General features: G+C 56.9%; 20 protein-coding genes and 2 tRNA genes. 16 read left to right on the forward strand and 6 right to left on the reverse strand.

Annotation, left to right across the window (positions count from 1 at the left end):
• Positions 1–18 precede the first annotated feature (18 nt).
• From IPM61_13400 to IPM61_13440, 9 genes are all read left to right on the forward strand, one after another.
• A tRNA-Lys gene (locus IPM61_13400) sits at positions 19–94 on the forward strand.
• Between the two features lie 194 nt (positions 95–288).
• Positions 289–1,650 (forward strand): HlyC/CorC family transporter, encoded by a 1,362-nt coding sequence (locus IPM61_13405; GenBank protein ID MBK8912313.1) that lies wholly within the window; start codon positions 289–291, stop codon positions 1,648–1,650.
• 44 nt (positions 1,651–1,694) lie between these two features.
• Positions 1,695–3,884 carry a methionine--tRNA ligase gene (gene metG, locus IPM61_13410; GenBank protein MBK8912314.1) on the forward strand — a complete coding sequence of 730 codons (2,190 nt, stop codon included), beginning with the start codon at positions 1,695–1,697 and terminating at the stop codon, positions 3,882–3,884.
• Positions 3,885–3,976: 92 nt separating this feature from the next.
• A complete protein-coding gene (locus IPM61_13415; GenBank protein ID MBK8912315.1) occupies positions 3,977–4,228 on the forward strand; it encodes a hypothetical protein in 252 nt (83 codons plus the stop codon).
• Positions 4,229–4,267: 39 nt separating this feature from the next.
• Positions 4,268–5,665, forward strand: a complete 1,398-nt coding sequence (locus IPM61_13420; protein MBK8912316.1) for an aspartate kinase — start codon at positions 4,268–4,270, stop codon at positions 5,663–5,665.
• The gene (locus IPM61_13425; GenBank protein MBK8912317.1) at positions 5,646–7,604 is read left to right on the forward strand and encodes a hypothetical protein; all 1,959 of its coding nucleotides are present in this window, start codon (positions 5,646–5,648) and stop codon (positions 7,602–7,604) included. The genes IPM61_13420 and IPM61_13425 overlap by 20 nt, the downstream gene beginning before the upstream one ends.
• Positions 7,605–7,620: 16 nt before the next feature.
• Entirely contained in the window at positions 7,621–8,043 is a 423-nt protein-coding gene (locus tag IPM61_13430) for an ATP-binding protein (protein MBK8912318.1), read from the forward strand.
• Between the two features lie 37 nt (positions 8,044–8,080).
• Positions 8,081–8,956, forward strand: a complete 876-nt coding sequence (locus IPM61_13435) for a hypothetical protein (protein ID MBK8912319.1) — start codon at positions 8,081–8,083, stop codon at positions 8,954–8,956.
• Positions 8,956–9,435, forward strand: a complete 480-nt coding sequence (locus IPM61_13440; GenBank protein ID MBK8912320.1) for a hypothetical protein — start codon at positions 8,956–8,958, stop codon at positions 9,433–9,435. The genes IPM61_13435 and IPM61_13440 overlap by 1 nt, the downstream gene beginning before the upstream one ends.
• Before the next feature lie 918 nt (positions 9,436–10,353).
• On the opposite strand, the gene IPM61_13445 is transcribed toward IPM61_13440, so the two are convergent.
• Entirely contained in the window at positions 10,354–10,806 is a 453-nt protein-coding gene (locus IPM61_13445; GenBank protein ID MBK8912321.1) for a hypothetical protein, read from the reverse strand.
• Positions 10,807–11,021: 215 nt separating this feature from the next.
• On the opposite strand from IPM61_13445, the gene IPM61_13450 reads away from it, so the two are divergent.
• Positions 11,022–11,095, forward strand: a tRNA-Val gene (locus IPM61_13450).
• Between the two features lie 1,015 nt (positions 11,096–12,110).
• Here the strand turns inward: IPM61_13450 and IPM61_13455 are convergent.
• The 4 genes from IPM61_13455 to IPM61_13470 form a co-directional block, all read right to left on the reverse strand.
• Positions 12,111–12,749: a hypothetical protein gene (locus IPM61_13455; GenBank protein MBK8912322.1), complete on the reverse strand. Its 639-nt coding sequence runs from the start codon at positions 12,747–12,749 to the stop codon at positions 12,111–12,113.
• 95 nt (positions 12,750–12,844) lie between these two features.
• Entirely contained in the window at positions 12,845–13,336 is a 492-nt protein-coding gene (locus IPM61_13460; GenBank protein ID MBK8912323.1) for a hypothetical protein, read from the reverse strand.
• Entirely contained in the window at positions 13,311–13,811 is a 501-nt protein-coding gene (locus tag IPM61_13465) for a helix-turn-helix domain-containing protein (GenBank protein MBK8912324.1), read from the reverse strand. Before IPM61_13465 ends, IPM61_13460 begins: the two co-directional genes overlap by 26 nt.
• The gene (locus IPM61_13470) at positions 13,804–13,989 is read right to left on the reverse strand and encodes an addiction module toxin RelE (protein ID MBK8912325.1); all 186 of its coding nucleotides are present in this window, start codon (positions 13,987–13,989) and stop codon (positions 13,804–13,806) included. Before IPM61_13470 ends, IPM61_13465 begins: the two co-directional genes overlap by 8 nt.
• Before the next feature lie 103 nt (positions 13,990–14,092).
• Between IPM61_13470 and IPM61_13475 the strand changes: the two genes are divergently transcribed.
• On the forward strand, positions 14,093–16,162 hold the full coding sequence (locus IPM61_13475) for an excinuclease ABC subunit C (protein MBK8912326.1): 2,070 nt from the start codon (positions 14,093–14,095) through the stop codon (positions 16,160–16,162).
• Between the two features lie 360 nt (positions 16,163–16,522).
• The gene (locus tag IPM61_13480) at positions 16,523–17,722 is read left to right on the forward strand and encodes a hypothetical protein (protein ID MBK8912327.1); all 1,200 of its coding nucleotides are present in this window, start codon (positions 16,523–16,525) and stop codon (positions 17,720–17,722) included.
• Between the two features lie 83 nt (positions 17,723–17,805).
• On the opposite strand, the gene IPM61_13485 is transcribed toward IPM61_13480, so the two are convergent.
• The gene (locus IPM61_13485) at positions 17,806–18,576 is read right to left on the reverse strand and encodes an SDR family oxidoreductase (GenBank protein MBK8912328.1); all 771 of its coding nucleotides are present in this window, start codon (positions 18,574–18,576) and stop codon (positions 17,806–17,808) included.
• Between the two features lie 161 nt (positions 18,577–18,737).
• Here IPM61_13485 and IPM61_13490 point away from each other — a divergent pair, with 161 nt between their 5' ends.
• The 4 genes from IPM61_13490 to IPM61_13505 all read left to right on the forward strand — a co-directional run bounded on the left by IPM61_13490 (position 18,738) and on the right by IPM61_13505 (position 25,007).
• The gene (locus IPM61_13490) at positions 18,738–21,371 is read left to right on the forward strand and encodes a hypothetical protein (GenBank protein MBK8912329.1); all 2,634 of its coding nucleotides are present in this window, start codon (positions 18,738–18,740) and stop codon (positions 21,369–21,371) included.
• 974 nt (positions 21,372–22,345) lie between these two features.
• Positions 22,346–22,945, forward strand: coding sequence for a hypothetical protein (locus IPM61_13495; protein MBK8912330.1), 600 nt, complete (start codon positions 22,346–22,348; stop codon positions 22,943–22,945).
• A gap of 426 nt (positions 22,946–23,371) precedes the next feature.
• Positions 23,372–24,121, forward strand: a complete 750-nt coding sequence (locus IPM61_13500; GenBank protein ID MBK8912331.1) for a hypothetical protein — start codon at positions 23,372–23,374, stop codon at positions 24,119–24,121.
• 196 nt (positions 24,122–24,317) lie between these two features.
• Positions 24,318–25,007 carry a hypothetical protein gene (locus tag IPM61_13505; GenBank protein ID MBK8912332.1) on the forward strand — a complete coding sequence of 230 codons (690 nt, stop codon included), beginning with the start codon at positions 24,318–24,320 and terminating at the stop codon, positions 25,005–25,007.
• Positions 25,008–25,016 lie beyond the last annotated feature (9 nt).

Here is a 25,016-nt window from a genome sequence, read left to right on the forward strand (position 1 = left end):
TGGGCGCATATTTGCCGCGCTTCCTTAGCTCAGTTGGTAGAGCAACTGACTCTTAATCAGTGGGTCGCCGGTTCGAGTCCGGCAGGGAGCACCAAGAATAAAAAAGCGACGTGTCCATTGCCCGTCGCTTTTTTTGTTTGATGAAATTCCCTTCCCCGTTTGTACGGCGTGGGGAAAGGGTACTATCTTCGGCCTGTTCGCTTCCGGCCAAGCATGACCGTTGCTGTCGGTTTGGCAATGCTGGTGCGTTGTTTGTTTCACTAACAGGGGGAGGTTTCCCTATCCTTCATGGATGATCCGTTTATAGGACTACTCATTACGTTGCTGTTGGTTCTTGCCAACGCATTCTTTGTGGCTGCCGAGTTCGCTATCGTGAAAGTGCGGGCTTCGCAGATAGAGTTGAAAGTGCAGTCCGGCAGCAAAGTTGCCAAAATGGCGCAACGCCTGCTGGCGCATCTGGACGAATACCTTTCGGCCACCCAGCTTGGAATCACCCTTACCTCGCTTGGGCTTGGTTGGGTTGGCGAACCCGTTGTCAGCAAGCTGATTATTGGTTTCTCGGCACTTGTTGGTTTCGAGCCAAACCCAGAGCTTGCTCATAAAATCGCCCTTCCGGTTGCGTTCCTTGCCATCACGTTCCTCCATATTGTCTTTGGCGAGCTTGCGCCAAAATCGCTGGCGATCCAACGCCCAGAGCAGACCACGCTGGCCATTGCCTACCCACTCCGCGTCTTCTACATCCTTCTGAAGCCGGCCATCAAAGCCTTGAACGGAACGGCCAACTTGCTCCTTCGGCTGATCGGTATCCAACCCGCGAACGAGTCGGGCCATTACCACAGTGGCGAGGAGCTTCGGCTGCTGCTGGAGCAAGGGAAGGAAGGGGGAGCATTGGAGGAAAGCGAGCACGAGCTGATTGAAAACGTCTTTGAATTCCGCGAGAAAATCATCCGCGAGGTGATGGTCCCCCGCGTGAACATCGCCGCCATTAACATCGAGGCTCCGCAGGATGAGATCATCAAGTTTGTGCTGGAGGAAGGCTACACCCGAATGCCGGTCTATGAAGGCTCCATTGATAACATCATCGGCATCATCTACTCCAAGGACCTGATTACCCTGATGGAGCACAGCAACTTGATTATCCTGCAAGACTTGCTCCGCCCCCCATACTTCGTTCCCGACACCAAGCCGATTTACGAACTGCTGCGCGAGTTCCAGCGGAAAAAAATCCAGCTTGCAGTGGTGATGGATGAGTTTGCCGGAACCGCGGGGCTGGTGACGATGGAGGATATTTTGGAGGAGCTTGTTGGCGAAATCCAAGATGAGTATGATGAAGAAGCCACCGGCGTGGAACCGATTGGCGACGGCGAGTATATGGTGATGGCCGGCATGACCATCAGCGATGTGAACGAACACATTGACGGATTTTTGCTGCCGGAAGGGGAGGACTACACCACCATTGGCGGGTTGGTGAACAAGTGGTTCGGCCATATCCCGCAGGAGAACGAATCGTTCGAGCGGGACGCGGTTCGGATGACGATCGTGAAAACCCACAACCGCCGCGTGGTCCAAGTGAAAATCCAGGACCTTAACCGCGACAGCCGCGTCAACGGCCTTAACGCATTCCCGCTACCAACACCGGAAGAAGAATAGAGCATCCGCGTGCGCCCGCTTGGTATCAGCTTTCAATAAATCCCATGTCCTTATTCCAACGAACCCTTGTCACCAGCGCGCTTCCGTATGCCAATGGGTATATCCATCTTGGCCACGTTGCCGGCGCGTATCTCCCTGCCGACATCTACACCCGATTCCTTCGCGCAACGGGCCAGGAAGTGATCCATATTTCAGGATCGGATGAGCACGGCGTGGCCATTATGATCTCCGCCGAGGAAGAGAAATCCACCCCGCAGGCGATTGTTGATAAATACCACACCGCCAACGCCGCTGCGTTTGCCGGGCTTGGAATTGCCTTCGATATGTACGGGCGCACAACATGGCCCGAACACCACCAATCCGCCCAGGAATTCTTCCTTGCCTTGCACCAGCAAGGCTACCTTGTTGAGAAGGAGGAGGAGCAGTTCTATGACCCCGAAGCCGCCATGTTCCTTCCGGACCGCTATGTGGAGGGGACCTGCCCGGTGTGTGGCGCGTTGGGCGCACGTGGCGACCAGTGCGACAACTGCTCCAGCACCTACAACCAAACCGAACTGAAGAACCCCATCAGCAAGCTCACCGGAAAAACGCCGGAGCTGCGGACCACCCGCCATTTCTACTTTTCGCTTGGCAAGTTCCAGCAGCGGCTTGAGGAATACGTGGAGGGCCACAGCCACGACTGGCGGGATCACGTCCTGCAGCAGTCGCGAAGCTGGCTGAAGCAGGGGCTGGGGGACCGCGCCATTACCCGCGACCTCTCCTGGGGCATTGACGTCCCGCTGGCGGGCTACGACGGCAAGAAACTCTACGTCTGGTTCGATGCCCCGTTCGGCTATATCACCAACACCAAAGTGCTGATGGAATCGCGTGGCGATGCCAATGGATGGCGGCGGTGGTGGCAATCCCCCGACACCCGCTACGTTGCCTTCATCGGCAAGGACAACATCTGGTTCCACACCCTGATGTTCCCGGCAATGCTGATGGGCTGGAACGACCAACAACGGGAGCAGTATATCCTGCCGAACAACGTCCCGGCCTGCAATTTCCTGAACCTTGAGGGGAACAAGTTCAGCAAGTCGCGGAAATGGGGGATTGACTTGCAAGATTATCTGGCCCAATTCCCCGCCGATCCGCTTCGGTACACACTGGCGGCCAACCTGCCGGAAAACAAGGATGCTGACTTCACGTGGCGCGAGTACCAAGCCCGCACCAACAACGAGCTTGCCGACATCCTTGGCAACTTCGTCAACCGGACGTTGCAGTTTTCGGCGCGCTATTTCGACGGCGCGGTCCCGCCACTTTCGCCCGACTCGGCAAAAGAGGAAAGCCTTCTATCGCTTCTGAACGAGGACCTTCGCCGGATTGCTGCCGATGGCCGCACCGATGAGGAAGCAATCGAAGAGCTTTCCACGAAATATCTGAACTACCTTACCCGCAACGATGCCGTGATGCTGGTGGCGCTGGCCCGTGCACCGCACCGAATTGCCGATCTCTATTCCGCATTCCGTTTCCGCGATGCGGCCCTGGAGACGATGAACGTTGCCCGCGCCGCCAACAAATATTTCAACGACTCGGAGCCGTGGAAAACCCGCAAGGATAACCCCGAACGCTGCGCAACCTCGCTGAATATCTGCTTGCAAGTGGTGCGCTCGCTGGCGGTGTTGTTCCGGCCAATCATCCCGTTTACTTCCGACCAAATTTTTGGGCTGCTGAATGTGCCGCCAACCGAAAACGACTGGTATTCGGCGGGGACGCTGGCAATCCCCACCACTGCCCCCCTTGCCGAGCCGGTGATCCTGTTCAGCAAAGTGGAGGATGCGGTGGTGGAAGCGCAAGTGGCCAAGCTGGGCGCCGCCGCCGAGTCATCGGGGGAGAAGCAGCCGATCCATGTTGAGCTGAAGCCAGAGGTCACGATTGAGGATGTGATGAAGCTGGACCTTCGGGTGGCAACGGTGCTGGCGGCCGAGCGGGTGAAGAAATCGGAGAAGCTGCTGAAGTTGCAGATCAGGATTGGCGACCTTCAGCGGCAAATTTTGGCGGGGATTGGGAAGGTCTATCAGCCGGAGGAATTGGTGGGGAAGAAGATTGTGGTGGTGGCAAACCTGAAGCCGGCCAAGCTGATGGGCCAGGAGTCGCAAGGGATGCTGTTCGCGGCAAACTCCCCCGACGACGTTCCCACCATCGTCACGGTGCTAAATCCCGATGACGTAGATGATGGGTTCATCGTCCGGTAAGTTGCGGGTGGTGGAATCCATCGGTTTGTTGCGTAGATTCGGCCGCTGAAAATCTTGGAAAGAAGCAGTTGAACACAGCACGGAACCCACGCATGGCACAGCAACAACGCCGCATCGCAAGCCTTACGCTCCGCTCGCTCCTGACGGAAAACGCCCCGTTACGCGGGCTTTCGGCCAGGGTGATTGGGCAACTTGTTCGGTACTACGGTAACTGGCGGCACTCCCGCGACTTAATCAGCAACCTTGATGAGTTCGGCAGCGCAGTGCCGCCGGCTTCCCGGAAAAACGGCGGCGGTGGTGCCTCGCCGTACTTCCCCACGCTCCGTTCCTTCCATGCTCGCTGACCGAAATCTCCATCATCCATCCATGCCATCCTGCGTGCCATGATCGTCGCAAAATTTGGCGGGGCGGTGCTTGACGGCGCGCCCGGCGTGCTGCGGGCGTGCTCCACTATCTGCTCCCTTCCTTCGCCGCAACTGGTGGTGGTTAGTGCGTTTGCCAAGGTCACCAACTGGCTGGAGCAGATTGCCCACCGCGCCACCGAGGACTCCGCCGAAGCCTTCCGGCTGCTGCAATCGCTGCTGAAGCATTACGAAGGAATCGCCGCCCAGCTTCTTCCCGAGCCTGCCTACTCCGCTTGGCTGAATCACGTTATCCCGTGGGCTTCCCGTTTGGATGAAATCATCCAGGGGCTTTCCATTGTTCGCGAGCTTTCCCCGCGCACGTTGGACATGGTGGTCCATTATGGCGAACGCTATTCTTCCTCCATCGTGGCCGCCGCGTTGCAGCTGCAGGCGGACGTTCCGGTGATCCCGATTTCCGCGCTGGAGCTTATCATCACCGATGAGGCCCACCGCTACGCCCGCCCCCACATTGACCTGACGCGGGAACGGGTGGAGGCCCTGCTGAAGGAGTACCGGGGGAAGCAGGTGATACTGCTGACCGAAGGCTATATCGCCCGCGCCACCAGCGGACAGGTGACGACCATGGGGCGCGAAAGCTCCTCCTACACCGCCACGCTTCTGGGGGAATTGCTTGGGGCCGATGAGGTCCGAATCTACACCGACGTTCCTGGCGTGATGACTGCCGACCCGGCAATCGTTCCCGGCGCGATGACCATCCCCAGCATGAGTTACGAAATGGCCAACACCCTTGCCGAGCTTGGGGCGAAGGTTCTTCACCCACGCACGGTTGCGCCGGTTGAGCGCGCAAGAATTCCGCTGGTGATTACCAGCTTCCAGCAAGGGGAAACCGTGATCGCTTCCCAACAGCAGAACCCGACCACGGCGGGAACTCATCCGGTAGAAACTCAATCAGCAGAAACCTACTCGGTGGCATTGCTCCCCGAAGCCACAGTAATCACCATCGAGACCGAGCTTGCCAACGCCCAGCTTGACCCTTTCTGCCACGCGCTTTCTGCGGAGGTTCCGTTGCTGTGGCGGCATCACTTCCGCCGGAAGCATACGCTGGTGACGGCCCGGCCAATCGAACCAACCATGCGGTTGCCGTTGGAGTTGCTTCCGGAATCTACCCGTGTGGAAGTCCAGGAAGCGGCCGTTGTTTCGCTGGTTGGCCAGCATTCCATTGCTCCATCCCAGATGGAGTCGTTGTTCGGCATCATGGCGGCCCTGCCGGTGTTGGCGTTGCAAGGTGGGGTGGATTCCCGGGCGTTCAGCGTGGCGATTCCGCGCGAACGGGCATCGGCGATTGTGGGGCGGCTTCACGCGCTGATTACGGGAATTCCGCAGCAACCGCTGCACCATGAAGTTTTTGTTCGGTGATGCTTCCATGCGCCTTGCTCCATCCATCTTCCTTGCCTTCGCGGCGTTGTTGGGATGCAGCGGGGCGGCCATTGGGCAGATTCCGATGCTTGCCGACACGCTGTTGCGCCCGCAATGGCTGATTGCCCGAACCGAACGCTACGTTGCAACCCATGCCACGTCGCTCTCCCTTGATTATGCCATTCGTGACCCGTCCCTTTTGGGCCACTTGCAGGGGCTGTTTGGTTCAACAACCACGCTAACGGCCAGCCGCCCCACCCGCGACCGTCTGGACGCACAGCTTCAGCTTTCCCTTCCGTTGGGTTCCGCGTTCAGGCCGTACGTTCTTGCCGATGGAGTGATGCTGAACGATGCCGGCAGCACAACAAGCCATATCCCGGGATTGAACAACACCAGTGCCGGGTTCCTTGGGGCCGGGTTTCAGCTTAGCGATAGTGCCGCGCTGAACCATCTTGGGGTTGCCGTTGGTGGCGGCTACAACCGCCAGCTGAACGTCCACCACAACGGGCTTGCTGCGGTGGCCAACGCGGCGGCGGCAATGGACCTTGCCGGATACGCCATCACCCTTACCGGCGATGGACGCTGGTACAACCTTCAACCCCTGGAAAACCTGAACGCCGCGCTCCTGTTCCGCGCCGCACGCCAGTTCGAGGAACGGGCCGTTGGGGAGCTTGAGCTTCAGTACGACCTTGCCCGCTCGGACCTCTATCTTCCCCGCGCCGAGGAGGATATTCTGGCCAATGGCGGAGCCAATTATCTGGGATTGGAGCGGCGGCAGGATCACCGGCTGGGGGTGGTTGCCCACGTGGAGCTTCCGGTGGTGGACCAGGTTGATCTGGCCATCAGCGGAACCATTGCCCGCCAGGGTTACGGGGTGTTCGAGCGGGGCAATCTTCCGCTTCCAATCCAGCGCGAGCGGAACCCTTTTTTGGTGGATCGCCGCGATTTCTTGATCGGCATCTCGTCGCGGCTGATCTGGCTGCCGGAAAACGGAAGGGTGGAGTTGAAGCTGGACTACAACACCGCCGAGCAGGATAACATCGTGGAGGCGGTCGCGCCGGTCAGCGATGTGCTGCTGAAGGAGAAGCGGGAGACCAACGCGCTGAACGATTTTGTTTCCGAGCAGATATTGGCTTCGGCAATTGCCGAGCATCAGTTTGGCGGCGGGGACACGGTGGGGGTGGTGGGGTCGGTTGGCATTTATCGCTACAACACCCCGCTGGGAAACCTGCTGGATTACGACGAGCAATCGCTTCATGCCGAGGCGTACTACCGGCATACTTTCAGCCCATTTCTTCAAGGAGGGGTAACGGTTCAGGCGTTTCTGACCCATCTGGTCTATCTTTCGGGGCGGTTCAGCAGCGATAATTCTTGGAATCGAATCTTCCGGTTTGCCCCCTCCGTCCGTTTCCGGCCCAGCAAGGGGGTGCGGAACGATGTGGTGGCCGAGGTCAGCGCAAACTACACCGAGTATGATTTCGAGGAGCTGTTCCAGGCCGTACGCGGGCGTTCCTTCCGCGAGCTTCGGCTGCGCGACTCCTTAACCGCGCAGATCACCAGCACCTTGTCGCTGTGGGTTTCGGGGGAGCTTCGGATCTCCGAACGGAGCAGTTTCAGTTGGGCGCAGTTTGCCGAAAGCCCGCTGGAGCGGACGCGGATTGAGGGGGGGGAAGCGGGCCTTGCAACCGAGCGTTTTTCCGGACTCCAGATTGGAATTGGGGGGAAGTTCTTCCGGGTGAAATCATTCCGAAGCAATCCGCAAAACGTGCTGGAACCGTACTCCGATCGGGTCTCCTTGGGGCCAACGGTGCGTGTGGTGGCTGGGCTTCCCGCCGGAAGCCGAATCGAGCTTCAGGGGTGGTGGGAACATCAATTCAGCGACAGCAAACTAACCGGACGCACGCCTTCGTTGTTTCTGGTTGCCGGACTTCAACTTTAGCAGGGGAATCACACAGGTGAACAACAGCGGAACCATCCTTCTTCAAAAGCGATTTTTCACCGACAAGGGGGAACTATCGTTGCTTCTGCGCGAGCTTGAGCGGCTGCGCCCGCAGATGCCGCTTAGCAACGACCAGTTCCACAACTTGGTGATTGCCATGACCGAAGCGGTCAACAACGCGATTGTTCACGGCAACCAGTTGGACCCCTCCAAATCGGTCTTCTACCAAATCTCCGCAACCGAGGATGGAGTTTTTTGCACGATTGAAGATGAGGGGGAAGGCTTCACGCTGGAAGACCTTGCCAACCCCATCAGCCCCGAAAATCTGTTGATGGAAAGCGGGCGCGGGATGTTCATTATCGGCGCGCTGATGCGGGACCTGAAGGCGGTGAAAACCGAGCGCGGGATGCGGGTGGAGTTCCTGTGTGCCGCAGGGTGAGCTTCCATATCCCACCGCTCCCCGTGGCGCATCAACGATGATGAACTCACCCTCTTCACCTCCTTTTTTGTGGGTTGGCGGCGCGGTCTTGCTTGCACTTGCGCCGCTTCCATGGTTGGGGGATTTGCGCGCAGAGTTCTGGAGCTATCTGGCCTTGATGCTTCTATCAACGGTGCTGCTTGGGGTTGGCTGCTGGCTGGGCTTCAGGGGAAGGGGCGGGGACCTTCCGATTCGCCACATTCTGCTGGTTGCCGGGCTGCTTCGCCTGGCCATGCTTCCCATGATGCCTTCCCTTTCCGACGATGCCTACCGCTACGTGTGGGATGGGCGGCTGCTTCTTCACGGAGAAAACCCGTACCACGTCACCCCCACGGAAACAGCCTGGAGGGATGAGCTGTTCCAGCTTCAAGGCTACCCCACCACTCACACGATTTATCCCCCCGCCGCACAGCTTCTGTTTGCCGCCGCCGCTGCCGTTGGTGAATTTTTTGGAGGGGCTTGGCAATGGAGTTTCCTTGCTTGGAAGTTGATGGTGATCGCTGCCGATCTGTTGGCGGTGTACTTGCTGCTGCGGCTGCTTCGCGCGCAAGGGGTTCCGCTGGTGCGGGGGGTGATGTATGCTTGGCATCCGTTGGTGGTGGTGGAGCTTGCGGGCCAGGGCCATACCGACGCGTTGTGGGTGTTGGCAATCGCGCTTGGGCTGTGGGGGTTCGCTTCCGGGGGGGCGGGGAAGGGGTTGCCGGCGGTGGTGGTTGGGGGCGCGGCGCGGGTGTTTCCGCTTGTTGTTGCTCCGCTTTGGTTCCGTTTTTTGCCGCGCCGTCAGCTTCTTGTTGCGGTTGCTTGCGCGGCGTGCGGCGCGCTTCTGTTTGCGCCGTTTCTGACCCCGTGTCGGTGGAGAATTATGTTCGGGTGATGCTCCGGTTCACCAATTACTACGAGTTCAACGGGGGGGCATATCAAGCGGTGAAATGGGTGTTCGATGAACTCCATCTTCAGCCATCGAACAGGATAGCGGGGGGGATATTGTTAGGGGTGCAGCTTGCTGCGTTTGGCCTTCTTTGGTTGCTTCCGGTTGCCGAGCGGTCGGTGCGTTCGCTTGCGTGGCGGATGTTGCTGCTGCTCAGTTTCCAGATCGTGCTTCCGGCAAAGGTCCATGTGTGGTATTTCGTTGCCCCGCTGTTCCTGCTCCCGATAACGTGGGGGCGCGGGCTGCGTTGGGGGTGGTGGTGGCTTTGCGCCGTTGCCCCGCTGACCTACTTCGCCTACTCTGGCTTGGCGGTTCGCGAGCCAACGTGGCTGCTGGCCGTTGAGTGGGGCGGCTTCGCGCTGCTGGTGCTGGCCGAACAAATGCGCCGAAGCGCCGGTAGCCGTCCCGACCTGCGTCGGGATTGATAAAAGGTCTTTAGCCTTCGGTGTGTCGTCACTGGGCCCCGATAAAGATCGAGGCCGCTACCCCGACAGAGTCAGGGCTGCTAGCGCAGTGGTAGCCGTCCCGACCTGCGTCGGGATTGATAAAAGGTCTTTAGCCTTCGGTGTGTCGTCACAGGGCAGGCTAAAGACCTGCCGCTACCCCGACAGAGTCGGGGCTGGCGGTGGAACAGGTAGCCGTCCCGACATACGTCGGGATTGATAAAAGGTCTTTAGCCTTCGGCGTGTCGTCACAGGGCAGGCTAAAGACCTGCCGCTACCCCGACAGAGTCGGGGCTGGCGGTGGAACAGGTAGCCGTCCCGACATACGTCGGGATTGATAAAAGGTCTTTAGCCTTCGGCGACTCACTCTTGAGAAAGACAGGGCAGGCTAAAGACCTGCCGCTACCCCGACAGAGTCGGGCTGGTGGTGAGACAGGTAGCCGTCCCGACCTGCGTCGGGATTGATGTCAGGCTGGCGATGGAACAGGTAGCCGAAGGTCTTTAGCCTTCGGCGTGTCGTCACAGGGCAGGCTAAAGACCTGCCGCTACCCCGACAGAGTTGGGCTGGCGATGGAACAGGTAACCGTCCCGACATACGTCGGGATTGATAAAAGGTCTTTAGCCTTCGGCGTGTCGTCACTGGGCAGGCTAAAGACCTGTCGCTACCCCGATAGAGTTGGGCTGGCGGTGGAACAGGTAGCCGTCCCGACATACGTCGGGATTGATAAAAGGTCTTTAGCCTTCGGCGTCATCCTCGCAAGAAAGACAGGGCAGGCTAAAGACCTGTCGCTACCCCGACTGGGTTAGAGTAGATCGGCGCACCTGCAAACAACAAGGCCCAGCCAATAATGGCCGGGCCTTTGTTCTAAAAAAAACTTTGCGATGCTGTTGGCTGCGCAATTACGGGTTGCGGCGGACGCTTGATTCCTGCGAGCTGCTGTTGCTGCTGCTTGGCGTGCGGCGGACGCTTGATTCTTGCGAGCTGTTGGTGCTTCCACCGCGGCGAACTTCCGATTCTTTTGCGGTGTTCTGCCCCGGGCGGCGTGTTTCCGATTCGGCTGGCTTATTCTCCGAAGGCTTCGCGGTGGATTTTGCTGCCGCGCCCTTGTCTTTGTCGCCGTGATCGTGGCCATCGTGGTCATCATGCTTCATCGCTGCCGAGTCAGGCTTCATTGCGGAGTCGGCCTTCGCGGTGTCCATCGGGGTTGGCGTTGGCATTGGTGCGGGGGCTGGCATGGTCATCGTGTCTTTCTTTGTGGTGTCGGTTGCCGGTGGCTCTTCCGACTTTTTGCCGCAGGCCACAAACGTCAGTGTGGTAAGGGCCAGGGTTAGGATAATCGAGCGTGTTTTCATGGTTGGTTGTTCGGATAAACTTGAATGGTTGGATGCTTCTTGCATAAGCCGCCGCAAAGATAGCAGATGCAAAGCGAAGTGCTGTGAGGAATTTTCGCGCCCGAAGATTAACCGTGGGATCAACCCCACCCTGAACCCCTTCTCGCCTAACGTTCTGCTACATATTCCCCCTGCGTAACGGCGTGCGTCGCGGGCTATATTTGCAGCCCGCAAACGGGGTTATGGCACAGTTGGTTAGCGCGCTTCCTTGACATGGAAGAGGTCACAGGTTCGAGTCCTGTTAACCCCACAAACAACGGCGATTCCGCAAATGGAGTCGCCGTTGTTTTTTTTGATGGTGGAATCATTCTTTCCGCTGTGGAAGGGGGAAGGAATGCGTAATCTTTCCGGTATCCAAGCCGATATCATCAAGAAGGTAGCCGCCCCGACCTCCGTCGGGATTGATAAAAGGTCTTTAGCCTTCGGTGTTCAGGCCGCGTTGGCTCCGTGCGTTGCTCCCCCTCTTGGGAGGGGCTGGGGGGTGGGTTTGGGGACACCCGCGAACCGGGTGTTGCTTTCCCGAATCTCAGGATCAGAAACTTCCCGTGCCACCGCAACCCCCGCGCCCTGCATTGCTTCCCCCGAACCCACCCCGCCCTATCGGGCACCCCTCCGTTGGAGGGGGACTACTTGTGAGGGTTCGGAGAAAACTCGCGGACGGGCTTGTGGGCGGCTCCCCCTCTTGGGAGGGGGCTAGGGGGTGGGTTTGGGGACACCCGCGAACCGAGCGTTGCTTTCCGAATCTCAGGATCAGGCAGGGCGGGGTAGTCGCAGGTCTTTAGCCTGCGCGGGGACACCCGCGAACCGGGCATTGCTTCCCGAATCTCAGGATCAGAAACTTCCCGTGCCACTGCAACCCCCGCGCCCTGCATTGCTTCCCCCGAACCCACCCCGCCCTATCGGGCACCCCTCCGTTGGAGGGGGACTACTTGTGAGGGTTCGGAGAAAACTCGCGGACGGGCTTGTGGGCGGCTCCCCCTCTTGGGAGGGGGCTAGGGGGTGGGTTTGGGGACACCCGCGAACCGAGCGTTGCTTTCCGAATCTCAGGATCAGGCAGGGCGGGGTAGTCGCAGGTCTTTAGCCTGCGCGGGGACACCCGCGAACCGGGCATTGCTTCCCGAATCTCAGGATCAGAAACTTCCCGTGCCACTGCAACCCCCGCGCCCTGCATTGCTTCCCCCGAACCCACCCCGCCCTATCGGGCACCCCTCCGTTGGAGGGGGACTACTTGTGAGGGTTCGGAGAAAACTCGCGGGCGGGCTTTGTCAGACTTTCAGTTTCAAAAAATAAAGGTCGTTGATGTTATCCCACAAAAAAACATGGTCTTGTTTAAGTGAAAGGTCTGGTCCGTATGGTCTTTCTGTTTTATACCGTAGGATAGTTCCTGATTTATATTCTTTGCCGTGTCGAAAATCAAAATCTGATGTGTCTGGCGAATAGTTGCCCTGGTTGTAATAATGTGAATGATCTGTTGCAAGAATAAAATAGCAAAGGTCAATGCCATGATCTTTGTATAATTCAAGGTTTGAAATGTCCTTGAATACATCATAACGATTATTAGGTTCTCGGTGATTCTCTTTCTTGAAAAACTTTAGTTCAAAAGCTGCTTTCGTTACAGTGCTATTGTCTTGGTAGCTTATCAGTATATCCACTCTTGCTCTGTCGGATTTGCTTTTTATGCTTGCTTCGTTGAGTGAAACGTATGTCTCGAATTCAAGGTGAAATTTGTCAGCAAGTCTAAATTCATACAACCGCCCCAAAGTTTTTAGGATGTGTCCAAATTCAAGTTGAAAAGCATTTTCATTTCTTGCTGTCAGCCCGCCAAAAGCAAGTTTATGAGTCAGGAGCTTGTATGCTGTCTCAATAATTTCTTCTGTCAGTCTAATTTGGTTTTCTTTTAGCATTTATCAGGACGATGGTGCTTTATTCTCAACGCAAATGCGTTTTTTATTTTCAAGAACAGCAAGTGAGAGAAGGTCTTTAGTCTTCGGTTGTAAAATCAGACCCCATGGTTAGCAACATTGTTTGTGATTTCGCTGGGGAGCAAGCTGTGCAAGTCAAACAACGGGAGGATAAGATTGGCGAAAGGAGTATTGGCAAGTTTGCTAAGTAGCAAACCTCGTGTGGTTCCTACAGATGCGCTGGTCATCGTCGCAGCAATCCATCCGGGAATTTCAATATTTCCCCCTGATTCCTTTAGGCCATGGATCTGATACTTGGAATTGGTTGTGATTGATGCCAGCATCCCTGATTTTGATTTTTTGTGTCCTTCCCATGAAATTTCTACAGAGATGATGAGCGTGGATGTCGCACCAGTAGCAGCATTAATACTACGCCGCACAGTGATGGCATAATGAATTCCACTGATCTCAGCTGGATCCGGATTGGAAATCTCGAATGTCTCAACGGAGCAGTCAGCAAAAACAAGGCCGATTGGGGGCGCGGCGGGGGGAGCATCTCCATTTTTAGAGCGAGAGTTTTTCTTGGCCATAGCTCTGCGATTTTTGAGTTTTTGAAGAGATCATTTCGTTAGAATTATTAACGACAAGGGTTCCGAACTCATTGACGCTTTGTGAGCTTAGATGGAATGATTCAGAAGAAGAGAGCGGGGTGTTTGTCTTCCCGTAGGTGATAATGGTGGTTATGGAGCCATCACTATTTTTTAGTTTTTCAATCTGCCTGGTAAACGCTGTTGAGGCCACGGCTTCGGGGAAATTTTGAGCTACTTCCAGCAACCGCCGCGCCGGTCCTTTTGGGCGGCGGCGGCCTTGTTCCCAGCCTTCAAGGGTGCGCTGGCTAATGCCCAGCATCAGCGCAAATTTTGCTTGGGACATCCCCATTTTGTTCCGAATCTCCTTCGCATCAGGAATTTGGTAGTAGGTAATGCGCGATGGCTGCTTTTTGCCTGCGCGTATCTCCTGCAAGTCGGAAAGTGCATGTTCCAACGATGTCAATAAGCTATCCATGAAGATTTTTAATAATGGTTTGAAGGATGGTTATTTCTTCTCTTGTGAGGTCGCTTTTCTGCCGCTTGCTGTATGCCGCAATCAGGTAGATATCCCCTTGTCTGCTCCGATAGTAGTAGATCACCCTTGCACCGCCACGTTTGCCCCCTTTATGTTGCTCCGTTAATGCCTCAAAGATAGCATGGTGTTTCACTAGTCAGAGAGGAAATGATTCCTTCCGTTGATTCCGTGATCCCACCAAGTTGCTCCGCACCAACTTCATCCCTATGTTTGGCCCGCCGATGAACGATCTACCAAACTCTCAACCCGCCAGCAACGCTCCAGAACCGGAGCCGCTGGAGCTTCCCCTTTCCTTGCAGGATAAGCTGAACAACCTTCCGCCGGACCCGGGGGTGTACCAGTATTTCGACCGCGACGGGAAGGTGATCTACGTTGGCAAGGCCAAAAACCTGCGCAACCGCGTCCGCAGCTACTTCCAGCAGGGCCGCCCGCACGACGCAAAAACCCGCGCACTGGTGGCGAAAATTGCCGACCTGCAGACCATCGTCACCGACTCCGCCGTCGAGGCCCTAATCCTTGAAGACACCCTGATTAAAAAACTGCGGCCACGCTACAACATCCTGCTGAAGGATGATAAAACGTACCCGTACATCCGCGTCACCAACGAGCCGTTCCCCCGCGTGTTCAGCACCCGAACCCGGGTCCGCGACGGCAGCCGCTACTTCGGTCCCTTCACCGATGTGAAGTATGTCCGCTACTTGCTGAAAACCCTTCGCTCAATCTTCCCAATCCGCTCCTGCGACCTTACGTTGAACGATGAAACGATTGCCGCCGGCAAGTTCAAGGTCTGTTTGGATTTCCACATCGGGAAATGCCAAGGGCCATGCGAAGGATTGGTAAGCCAAGCCGACTACCGCGAAATGATCCGCCAAGTGATGCAGGTCCTGAACGGAAAAACCCGCGAACTTGAACGCACCCTTGAGCTTGACATGGGCCACCTTGCCGAAGCGATGCGGTTCGAGGAAGCCGCCGCCATGCGGAACCGTTTGCAGAAACTGCGCGAGTACAGCGGCAAGCAAAAAGTCGTCAGCGAGGACCTTACCGACCGCGACATCATTGCCTGCGTTGCCGAGGACGACGACGCTTGCGCGGTGATCTTCCGCGTGCGCGACGGGCGGATGGTGGGGCGGCAGCACCATTACCTGAGCGGCGTGCTGCAGATGCCGCAGCCGGAAATCCTCCGGAACGTTATCGAACGCCATTACTCCACCGCCGAGTCTATCCCCGAAGAATTGCTTCTGCCGATTGAGTTGGAGGACGATGGCGAGCTGATTGAGCGATTCCTAACCGACCGCCGCGCCGAAGGGAAGGTCCGGCTGGCGGTGCCGAAAATTGGCGACAAGCAGAAGCTGGTGGCAATGGCCCAGACGAACGCAAAGTTCCTGCTGGATGAGCTGAAGTTGCAGCGAATGAAACGGAGCGACATGGTCCCGCGCCCCGTGCAAAGCCTGCAGCGCGACTTGGGCCTGAAGAAACCGCCGCGCCGGATTGAGTGCTTCGACAACTCCAATATCCAGGGGACCGACCCGGTTTCCTCCATGGTCTGCTTTGTGGACGGCCAGCCGCGCCGAAGCGAGTACCGGAAGTTCAACGTGAAAACCGTTGTTGGCCCGAACGATTTCGAGACGATGCGCGAGGTTGTTGGCCGCCGCTACCGCCGCGTGCTGAACGAAGGCCTTGCGCTTCCGGACCTGATTGTGATTGACGGCGGGAAAGGGCAGGTGGGGGCGGCAATGGAGGTGCTTCAGCAGCTGAACCTTGAGCATATCCCCCTGATTGGATTGGCCAAACGATTGGAGGAAGTGGTGGTCCCGGGCCAGCGCGACACGTTGCTGTTGCCCCGTTCCTCCAGCAGCCTTCGGCTTCTGCAGCAAATCCGCGACGAGGCTCACCGCTTTGCCATCACCTTCCACCGGACGCTTCGGAACCGGCGCACCTTGCAGACCGAGCTAACGAACGTCCCAGGAATCGGCACGAAAACGGCGCAAAAAATTTTTGAGACGTTCGGCTCCGTTCGCGGGGTCATTGCGGCCTCGTTGCAGGAATTGCAGCAGGTGCTGGGCCCCAAAACGGGGCAAGCCTTGCACGAGTACTTCCAGGCCAAAGCCGCCGCGCTCTCCGCCGCCGCCGCCGAAGAAGGCCCCGCAACCGACGAGCAAGAAGACGACATCCAACTGATGAGCGACGACGGCCAATTGGAGGGGGATGAAGAAATGGAGCGCGATGAAGAACGCAACGGAGATGCGGAGGAAGAGCCGGAAGAGTTCGCCGGGGAAGGGGAATTGGAGTAGCTGACGGAGAAGGGAGCAAGTGAAGGTAGCCGTCCCAATTGAATCGGGGCGGTGTGATCTTCGTTCTTCGTGCGTTGGCCCCGTGCGTTGCTCCCCCTCTTGGGAGGGGGTTGGGGGGTGGGTTGGGGACACACGCGAAACAGCGTCCCTTTCCGAATCTCAGGACCAGAGCCTTCCGCGGTCAGCGCGAACCGCCGCCCGTTCGGTGGTTCCCCCGAACCCACCCCGCCCTGTCGGGCACCCCTCCGTGGGAGGGGAATGCTTCGGGGGGGGGCGGAGGTAGGATGGCGCGGCACAGATCAGCAACATGATAGCGAATCAACACATCAAAAACTCAACAACAGACCGAACCATTTCCACATGAGCAGTTTTCAGATTGGCGACATCTTCCTGTTCCCCCTTCGCGACCGGATGTACGGCGTTGGGAAATTCGTGATGGAGCATAACCTTGCGTTGCAGCACAGCTACATGATTGCCGTCTATGACCGGGTGATCGAGCTGGACCCGGCAGTTCTGAACGACCTGTATGCCCCCTTGCCCGACATCAGCCACGAGCTGAACGGCATTGAGCAAGAAGAAGCATTGGTCAACACCGTGATGCTGACCGCAATCGGCATCCGCGCCACCGAGGTCCACGTGGTTGCCCATGCCGACATCCACGAAAGCGACCGCGACGGATACCTGACCTGGCTCTACGTCAAAAAATATGAGGCCCTGCAGAAAGGCTTGATTAAAGAAGAAGAGGAGGCCGCAGCCGAGGAAGAAACAACCGAGGAGGAAGGGGAGGAGATGGAGCAAGCAGAGATGGAGCAACCGGAAATGGAAGGAACCGAAGGGGAAGAAGATGCTGGGCCAGAGCCTGAATCGAGCAATGCAAACATTGTGGAGGACCAGCGCCAAACCGCCGCTGCGGCAACCATCCCGGCCCCGGCCGAGCCGAAAAAACCGTTGACGATGGTCCCGATTCTTTCACCCACCGGCGAGGTTCTTCGCGAGGTTCGGATCCGGTTGTGGCATCTGCATGTTTTTGAGGTAAGCGTGGGGGAGGCGTTGTTCGGGATGTACAAAAATTTCATGATGCCGGAGCTTGCCAGCACACGGATTGGGGCCTACATCATTGCCCACTACGACCACCGCAACGTTGGCCGCGTTCGCCAGCTTGCCGACGCACTTGTTGAAGGGGATTTCGGCGCGGGGCACGAACTGATTGAGTTCGGCGACACCGCCGCCCAGGTGCTGGCATTGAAACTGAAAGAACCGCTGGAGCCGGAGGTGATGGGGGATGTACTACAGATTCTGGGCGACATCGGGGTGGACCGCGGCTACGACCTGATTGCGGCGTTTGTAGCAGAGCATGGCATGGACGAATCGGGCCGATACTACGCCCAAGCGTGGCGCGGGTACTGCAACGCCGTGGTGAACACCGGCGGCGATTCCGCACCGTTGCAGCCATACCTTCCCCAGCTGAAAACCATCACCCACCCGGAACTCCGCAGCGATATCCGAATCGCCCTGGAGTCAGTAACCAACAAAGCGGTGGAAGGGGCGGTGGATGGGTGAGCTTGGCGGCGGAAGCATGAAAAAATGGAGGGAGTAGAGATTGTCTCTGCTCCCTCCATTTTTTTGGATTTGCCTCTCGCGTGCTATCCCCGCCGCGAGACCTGTGTTGCCGAGGCCTGCGCGGTGGGGAACAGAAGCATCTCGGCAACGGCAACGTGGGCCGGACGAGTGGCGCAGTACACGACGGCATCGGCGACATCATCGGGGGTGAGGGGCGTTAGGCCATGATAGACGGCTGCGGCACGCTCCTGATCCCCATGGAATCGGACAACGGAGAATTCCGTTTCCACCAGCCCCGGGTCCACCGTCGTGACGCGGACTCCGGTCCCGAGCAAATCCAGCCGCATCCCGGCGGTGATGGCCGCCACCGCGTGCTTGGTGGCGCAATAGACATTCCCTTTTGGATAGACCTCGTGCCCGGCCACCGACCCAATATTGATGACGTGGCCCTTCCCCCGCAGGATCATCCCGGGCAGCACCGCTCGGCTGACGTAGAGCAGGCCTTTCACGTTGGTGTCAATCATCTCCTCCCAATCGTGCAAACTCCCTTCCTGGATGGTGTCCAGCCCGCGGCTTAGGCCAGCGTTGTTTACCAGCAGATCAATTGCTTGCCATTCTTCTGGGAGCGTATCCACCGCTTGTTGGACGGCGGGTTGGTTGCGAACATCCAGCCGCAGCGGAAGCACATCGGTTCCGGCATCGCGAAGCTGGGCGGCAAGTTCCTGAAGGCGTTCTTCGCGGCGTGCGGCAACAATCAGCCGCGCGCCGTGCTTGGCCAACTGCTGGGCGCAGGCCAATCCAATCCCCGAGGTTGCCCCGGTGATGAAGGCAATGCTTCCTGATAATGAGGTCATTCCGTTATCCTTTTTCTTCGATACTGTGTTGTGGGTGTGGAAACTACGCCAATTTTGCCGGAGCCGGATGCGGGGAAAACCTTGTCACATCCTGATGATCGGGCTATCTTTTCCGGCGCGTTGCGCAAACCCACTCAAGTTGATAACTCCCAAATCGAACCATGAAACGTTCTCTCTACTTCCTTGCCATCCTGATCGCCATGATCGTTTGGCCTTCGTCTTCTGGGAAGGCGCAGGTGAAGGATTCCGTCTATGTAATTGAGCAGTTGGGGCTGAATCCTTACGAGTGCTGCTACGGGTTCATCCTGCAAAGCCGCCAGCCCAAAGGGACCAAGATTGATGAGTTCCGCGTGCGGATTATTGAAGGGGATGGCAAGTTCCTTACCGGCCAGTCCAGTTCCCCGTTTCGGTGGCTGGTGTTCCAGGATTACGACAGCGTGCGCTGGCTGACCAGCACCGCTTCGGCCGAGCTTGACAGCGGCCAGATTGCGCAAGGCTTCAACGTCTGCGCCCGCAACGTTGGCGTGTTGGTGATGGTGTGGGAGACGCGCTATCTGGAGGAGGTCCGCAGCCGCGACACCATCCGCGTTGTTTGCACGGGGCGCACCGGTTGCGACGAACCGTTCTTCCGCCCAATCCCCAGCGGATCCATTTGCGCGTTTGATGTTGACCTTATTGCTGGCAACCCAGAGCAGCGTGTCGTCAACGATTTCCATGTTCGGGTTGCAAGCGGCGGGGTGGCATTCAACACCGCGGCGATTGCTTCGCAGGGGCGGCAGCCTGCCGGGTGGACGCGCTTCAAAACCAAAGCGGACACGCTTAGCTGGCGAACCATCAACAACGGCTTGACGCAGCCGCAGTTCGCCGAAGGGTTCCGATTCTTCTTGGATGTACAGCCCGATTCCGCAATCATCATTGAATGGTGGACAACGAACTTCGGCGAAGTTCTTTGCCGTGGGTTCGACACCTTAGTCTGCGGGCTGCAGGCGCCCGACAGCATCCAGTTCAGCCGCGTTCCGGTCAATGGAGATAGCTGTTGCTTGGACCTGCAGATGCGGAACACCCACAAACCAAAGTCGAAGTTGAATGGCTTTGCTGTGAAGATCACCACTCCCAAAGCACGCTTTAGCGGAAGCCCAATTCCCCCAGCCGGGTGGTCAACCGCCGGGGCCAATGCCGCCGGGGACTCCATCTATTTTTCCACGGCGAACGGGCTGGCTCCCAATCTTGCAGCCTTGTTCAGGGGGGTCTGCTTCGATAACAACCTCTCCAGCACCGACACCGTGCGGTTCCAGGTGGAGACATTCAGCAGCGGGATCAGCGTCACGAAAGGGACGGGATCGCTCTACTGCCAGCGGAAGCTGGTTTTCTGCGACAGCATCAGCGCGACGGTGGATTCCACCTATCCATCGGCGGTTCGCTGCATCCGGTTTGCGGTGAACAACACCAATTCCCGAAGTGATGAGATTGAGAGAGTGGTGATGCGGTTCCGCAATGCTGGCACGCCGCGCCGGGTGGTGGCGGCATCGGGACCGGCTGGGTGGCAGGTGGCGTTCGGGGGGGATTCGGCGGTCTTCTTCGGCAACATTGTTTACCCGGGGGAACGCCTCCCTGGGTTCAGCGCGTGCTTGACGTTGGGAGACAGCACAACGAAGGACCCGCTTGGCATCTACTGGGAGACCTCCAACACCACGCGGAGCATCTGCCGGGACACGATCAAGGTGAATGCCATTATCACCCGTGGGTGCGATAACATCAGCGCGACCGAGCTTCCGGCAACCGAGCCGCAGATTGCTTGCTTCAAGGTTTCGCTGAACGCAGCCAACCAGTTCAACAAACCGGTGACGCGGTTTACGATTGCCATCCCGGGCACGAAGACCATCTTCACCAATGCCACAACGCCAAGCGGGTGGAAGTTGGTGGACGATGCGTTCCCATTGTTCGATCTTGATTTTGCCGACGGGAATTTGCCAATCGGCGGAACCGTGGCCACCGATGTCTGCTTTAACGTCTCGCAGCTTGGCAAGCCGCCGCTGGCAATCCCGGTGGTCTGGACAACCTACAGCGGAACAACGCTGATCTGCCAGGACACCTTGCGAATCGCCTATCAGGGGAATCAGGTGGACCCGGTGTGTGACACGATCACCATTGCCAACACCGCAACGGACCCTGAGCAGGGGAAATGCACGTATGCGATTACCATCAAGAATCGGCACAACAATCCAACCGGTCCAATCAATGGATTCCGCGTGAAGGTTACGGGGGGGAAGGGAGGCTTTGCCGCTGCCGATGCGGCAGGGGGGGGATGGACAGCAACGGTGGGGCGTAGCGAAGTTCAGTTTAGCGGAGGAGTGATTCCTGCTGGTGAGGAACGAAGCAGCTTCACCGTGGTGATAGATTCCAGCGACGGCAACCCGGTTCGCATCGAGGCCGTTGCCTTGACTGACGGCACCCCACGTTGCGCAACCCAGCTGACGGTTTCCTGCCAGCCGCCAACAACGGATGCTCCGTTGGCCGGCGAAGAACCCGCAGGGAAATGGCTAAGCGTCACCCCGAACCCCGTTGCCCACACAATGGCGGTGGAATACCGCTGGCCAGCGGCTGGAAGGCTGGCCCTCCGTCTTCGCGATGCCACAGGGGCAACGGTTTTGCAGGAATCGGCGGTGGTGTTGGCTCCTGGGTCGTCATCGCGGTTGCAGCTTTCCACAACCGAACTTCCTTCCGGCATCTACTATCTCAGCCTTGACGACGGGCGCGCCCCGGCAATAACCCAGCGGGTGGTTGTGGTTCGGTAATCGTCGTGCATTGGCAGTTCAACGGGGCTACGGTCAGCAACCGTAGCCCCGTTGTATTGTGAAGAGTTTATGTGTACGATTCTCGGATGTTGTTGTAAAATCAAACAGCCATCAGATGAAAAAAAATCAACAGAAAACGCCGAAATTTGCTTAAAAAGAAGGATTCTGGATTGTCAAAAACTTCACCAGGGGTTAAAAAATCGTTGACAACAGGATTTCGGCCATAGTAGTTTTGTATGCTAAACGCACGAGCAAGAAACCACGTTAGTGGATGATGAGGCTGGGAATTGGGGCAACTGGATATCGAATGTGTGGCTGAAGGCTTGGGGATACTGGAAGAATCCCCAATTTTTCGCGAAAATTGCAACACCGCCATCCCATCCCTTCGTTGTTTCTTCGACTTTATCAAAATGACAGAGGCAGGATTGCGCTGCTAAATCACAGCGTACTCTTGTGAAGAATGGGGGGCTACGGCGTAGATATGGGCGATAATCAGCCACAATGGATGGCACAATGGGGAGCGAAAAGTAGTAGAACAGAAAGTCTGAGACACTTCTTTTCAAAAGCCGACAAGGTCTATACTTGGGTGGTCGAAATCCAGATTACAAGCATGGCACGGTAATTGATGTGATCTACGTGCAAGTCTTTACTGGGCTTGTTCAAGACGCACAACATCAATGGGCAATGCCAGTAGAAGAAGCGGCCCTCTGTCTCGGCAGCGTATGGCACCCATCGTAAGAAACAGACGGGAGAGCGATTAAGTGAACGTTTTCAAACTGCATAGCTGGCCAACTCCTGTATTGGTTCTGCTATCACTAATGGTCGGAACAGTGGCGTTTGCCCAGACTGCTCAAACTGCTCGTTTGGGGTCGGGAACGGAAGCACAGGCAGAGAATCCAACGTTATCAACCCAACGTTCGGGCATCCAATTGATGGGGGTTACGCCACCATCACCAGGGGTAAGCACTGCACCGATGGTTGATATTTATGGGCACATGGGGGTTGGAACGCTGCAACCGGATATTTCCGCAGCAATTGACATTTCATCGGCTCATGCAGGGCTGCTGATCCCGCGATTGACGCAAGCGCAACGGGACTCTATCTATCTCCCTGCAACAACCCTGCTGATCTTTAATCAGACGTCGTTCCAGTTTGAGTACAACGACAGCACGCCGGTAAACCCACATTGGGTTCCGTTTCTAAACGGGCATTCCATTATCGGGTTCAACATGATTGGAACCGGAACAAATCAAGGGCAAACCTTGAATGTGGGGAATGGATCGGTGCTTCAGCCAACTGGCACGGGGATTGTAATTGCTAACCAAATCAATGGGGCAGGGGCGAACAAGTTTGCTGGCGCAATACCGATCCCCGACGGAACCACGGATCTTGACATCGCATACACGGGGCTTCAAGCAAATGCAGTGGTTGTGGTCTCCATCAGCGACCCAACGTTTCCAGGGGTGGTGACAACAACCACCGAAAAAAATCCTGGAATTGGATTTACGGTTCACTTTGCAAGCCCATACCCGGGAACAACCGGAACCCTTGATTACGTGGTGATTAACCCGTAATCATCCTTTGAAAATTCTGTGAGGTACAGGCACCTGAATTGGCCGTTGAGGAGCAGTCAATTCAACACAGCAACGGAAGCCTAACCGTTCGCCAAAAAATGGCACAGGGTTTGAGGAAGCCCTACCAACAAGTGCATGAGCGGTGGTAATGTTGAGGAGCATTACCACCGCCAATGCCCGACGAATCTTGGTACGCGTCGCACAGAAAACACCAAGAATGCAAAGGGGTTTTGAGGAAGCCCCAACGCACACCGCGATTTGGTTGAGGAGCCAAACAAAGTGTGCACGACGGAACCGGTGATCCGTCGCGAAAGAAGATCACCGGCGAGTTAAGAGGAAACTCAGTCAGTCAACACATATCAACAGTGTGCTTCGGGCCTTGAGGAGGGTTCAGGCACATTCCAAACACCTTAGGAGGTACAGTCCATGAAGAAGCTTACAACGCTTGTAAGCGCTGCGGCCGCAATTGCCGTAATCGGTTTCAGCACAGCCAACGCACAGGTAACCACCAGCGAAGTCCGCATCACCAACAGCACTTTCCGTACGTCGCACACCAGCAACGCAACGGCCAACCAGACCATGCGTTGGGAGCAATTTAGCGGCACCGGTGGCATTGTTAAAGTTGCGCCAGGCTCGCCAAACGCTATCAGCAACGGAACGGTTGATCTTAGCAGCACCACCAACGTTAGCAACACACTGGCAACAACCAACGGTGGTACTGGTACAAACAGCCTTCCATCCAATCAAATCCTTATCGGCAATGCTGGCGGTACAGCAATCACTGGTTTAGGGAACCTTACCAACGGTCAGCTTCTGATTGGTGACGGCGACGGTATCCCAACCGCCGCAACATTGACCGCCGGTTCAGGCATTACCATCACCAATGGTGCCGGAACAATCACCATTGCCAGCAACATCAACGCCACTCAGCTTGGTGTCACAACTACCACGGATTTTGTTGCTGGCCAACAGAATTATACCGTTACCCCACCAACCGGATTTACTCCATCGTCCAACTCGCGCTTGCTGGTAACTGTGCGCGATGCTAATGATAATGGATTCATTGCCACGGTGAACACTGTTACTGCTACGGATGCAACAATCCACCTGAGCGGTATCCCACAAGCTGGTGATGTTGCCGGTGGCCGCATCATCGTGCTCTGGCAAAACCCGTAATCCAGTAACTCTTCCTTCCGCTTTTGTGCGGAGAGAGAAACCGTGAAGGCGTACAAATGGGAGGGGATTGCACTATCCCCTCCCAAACGTCCATCATGCGGCACACCACGCGACGTTTCACAACCAACGATTCCTCCTCTTCCCTTGATGACGGTGCTTGCCGCTTCGGTTGGCAGTGCCATATCCATTTGCTACGATGAAGAACTTTCTTCCCATCTCTCTGCTTCTTCTGTTGTCGGCCATTGTGCTGAGCAACAGTGCTGTTGCGCAGGGTGAGACGATGCGGGAAGTGCGAACAATCAAACCTGGACGCTGGGACAATCCAGAAATCTGGGAACGCTGGAATGGAGCCGTATGGACCCCATTGCTTCCTGGCCAATTCCCCGGATGCCCATCGTTGAAGCAGGTTCGCGTTGTTATTGAACACCCCGTGGTTCTCCCCTACGGCTACGTCTATCAAGTCTCGCAAGTAGTGGTTGCCACCACTGCTGAAAATTTGCAGGTAGATGGAGAACTGATCGCTGATCTATCAAGCGATTACATTGACTCTTCCTATCTCCGGAACGACCCCTCGGTGATTGCCGAGCGGGAGACCGAGTCGGGGCTGCGTTTGGGTGGGGCATATCCCAATCCGGTGATCGCGAAAAATGGCGCGACCACCCTTGTGAGCTTCACGATTGACCCCGATAAAACGTACCAATGGGTTCGTATTAGCTTGTTCAACGAGCGTGGATTAGAGGTCCGCACCGTTGCCGAGTATCCGAACATCCCATCGGGCCGCTACACGCTGAACGTTGATCTGTCGGACCTCTCATCCGGCAATTACCATGTCGTCCTTGATGCGCCCGGTGTTCGCCGTTCGCGATTAGTCAGCCTTGTGAAATAGCCAGAACCT

It is taken from the genome of Chlorobiota bacterium, from assembly GCA_016710285.1.
In the GTDB taxonomy this organism is placed as follows: domain Bacteria; phylum Bacteroidota; class Ignavibacteria; order OLB7; family OLB7; genus OLB7.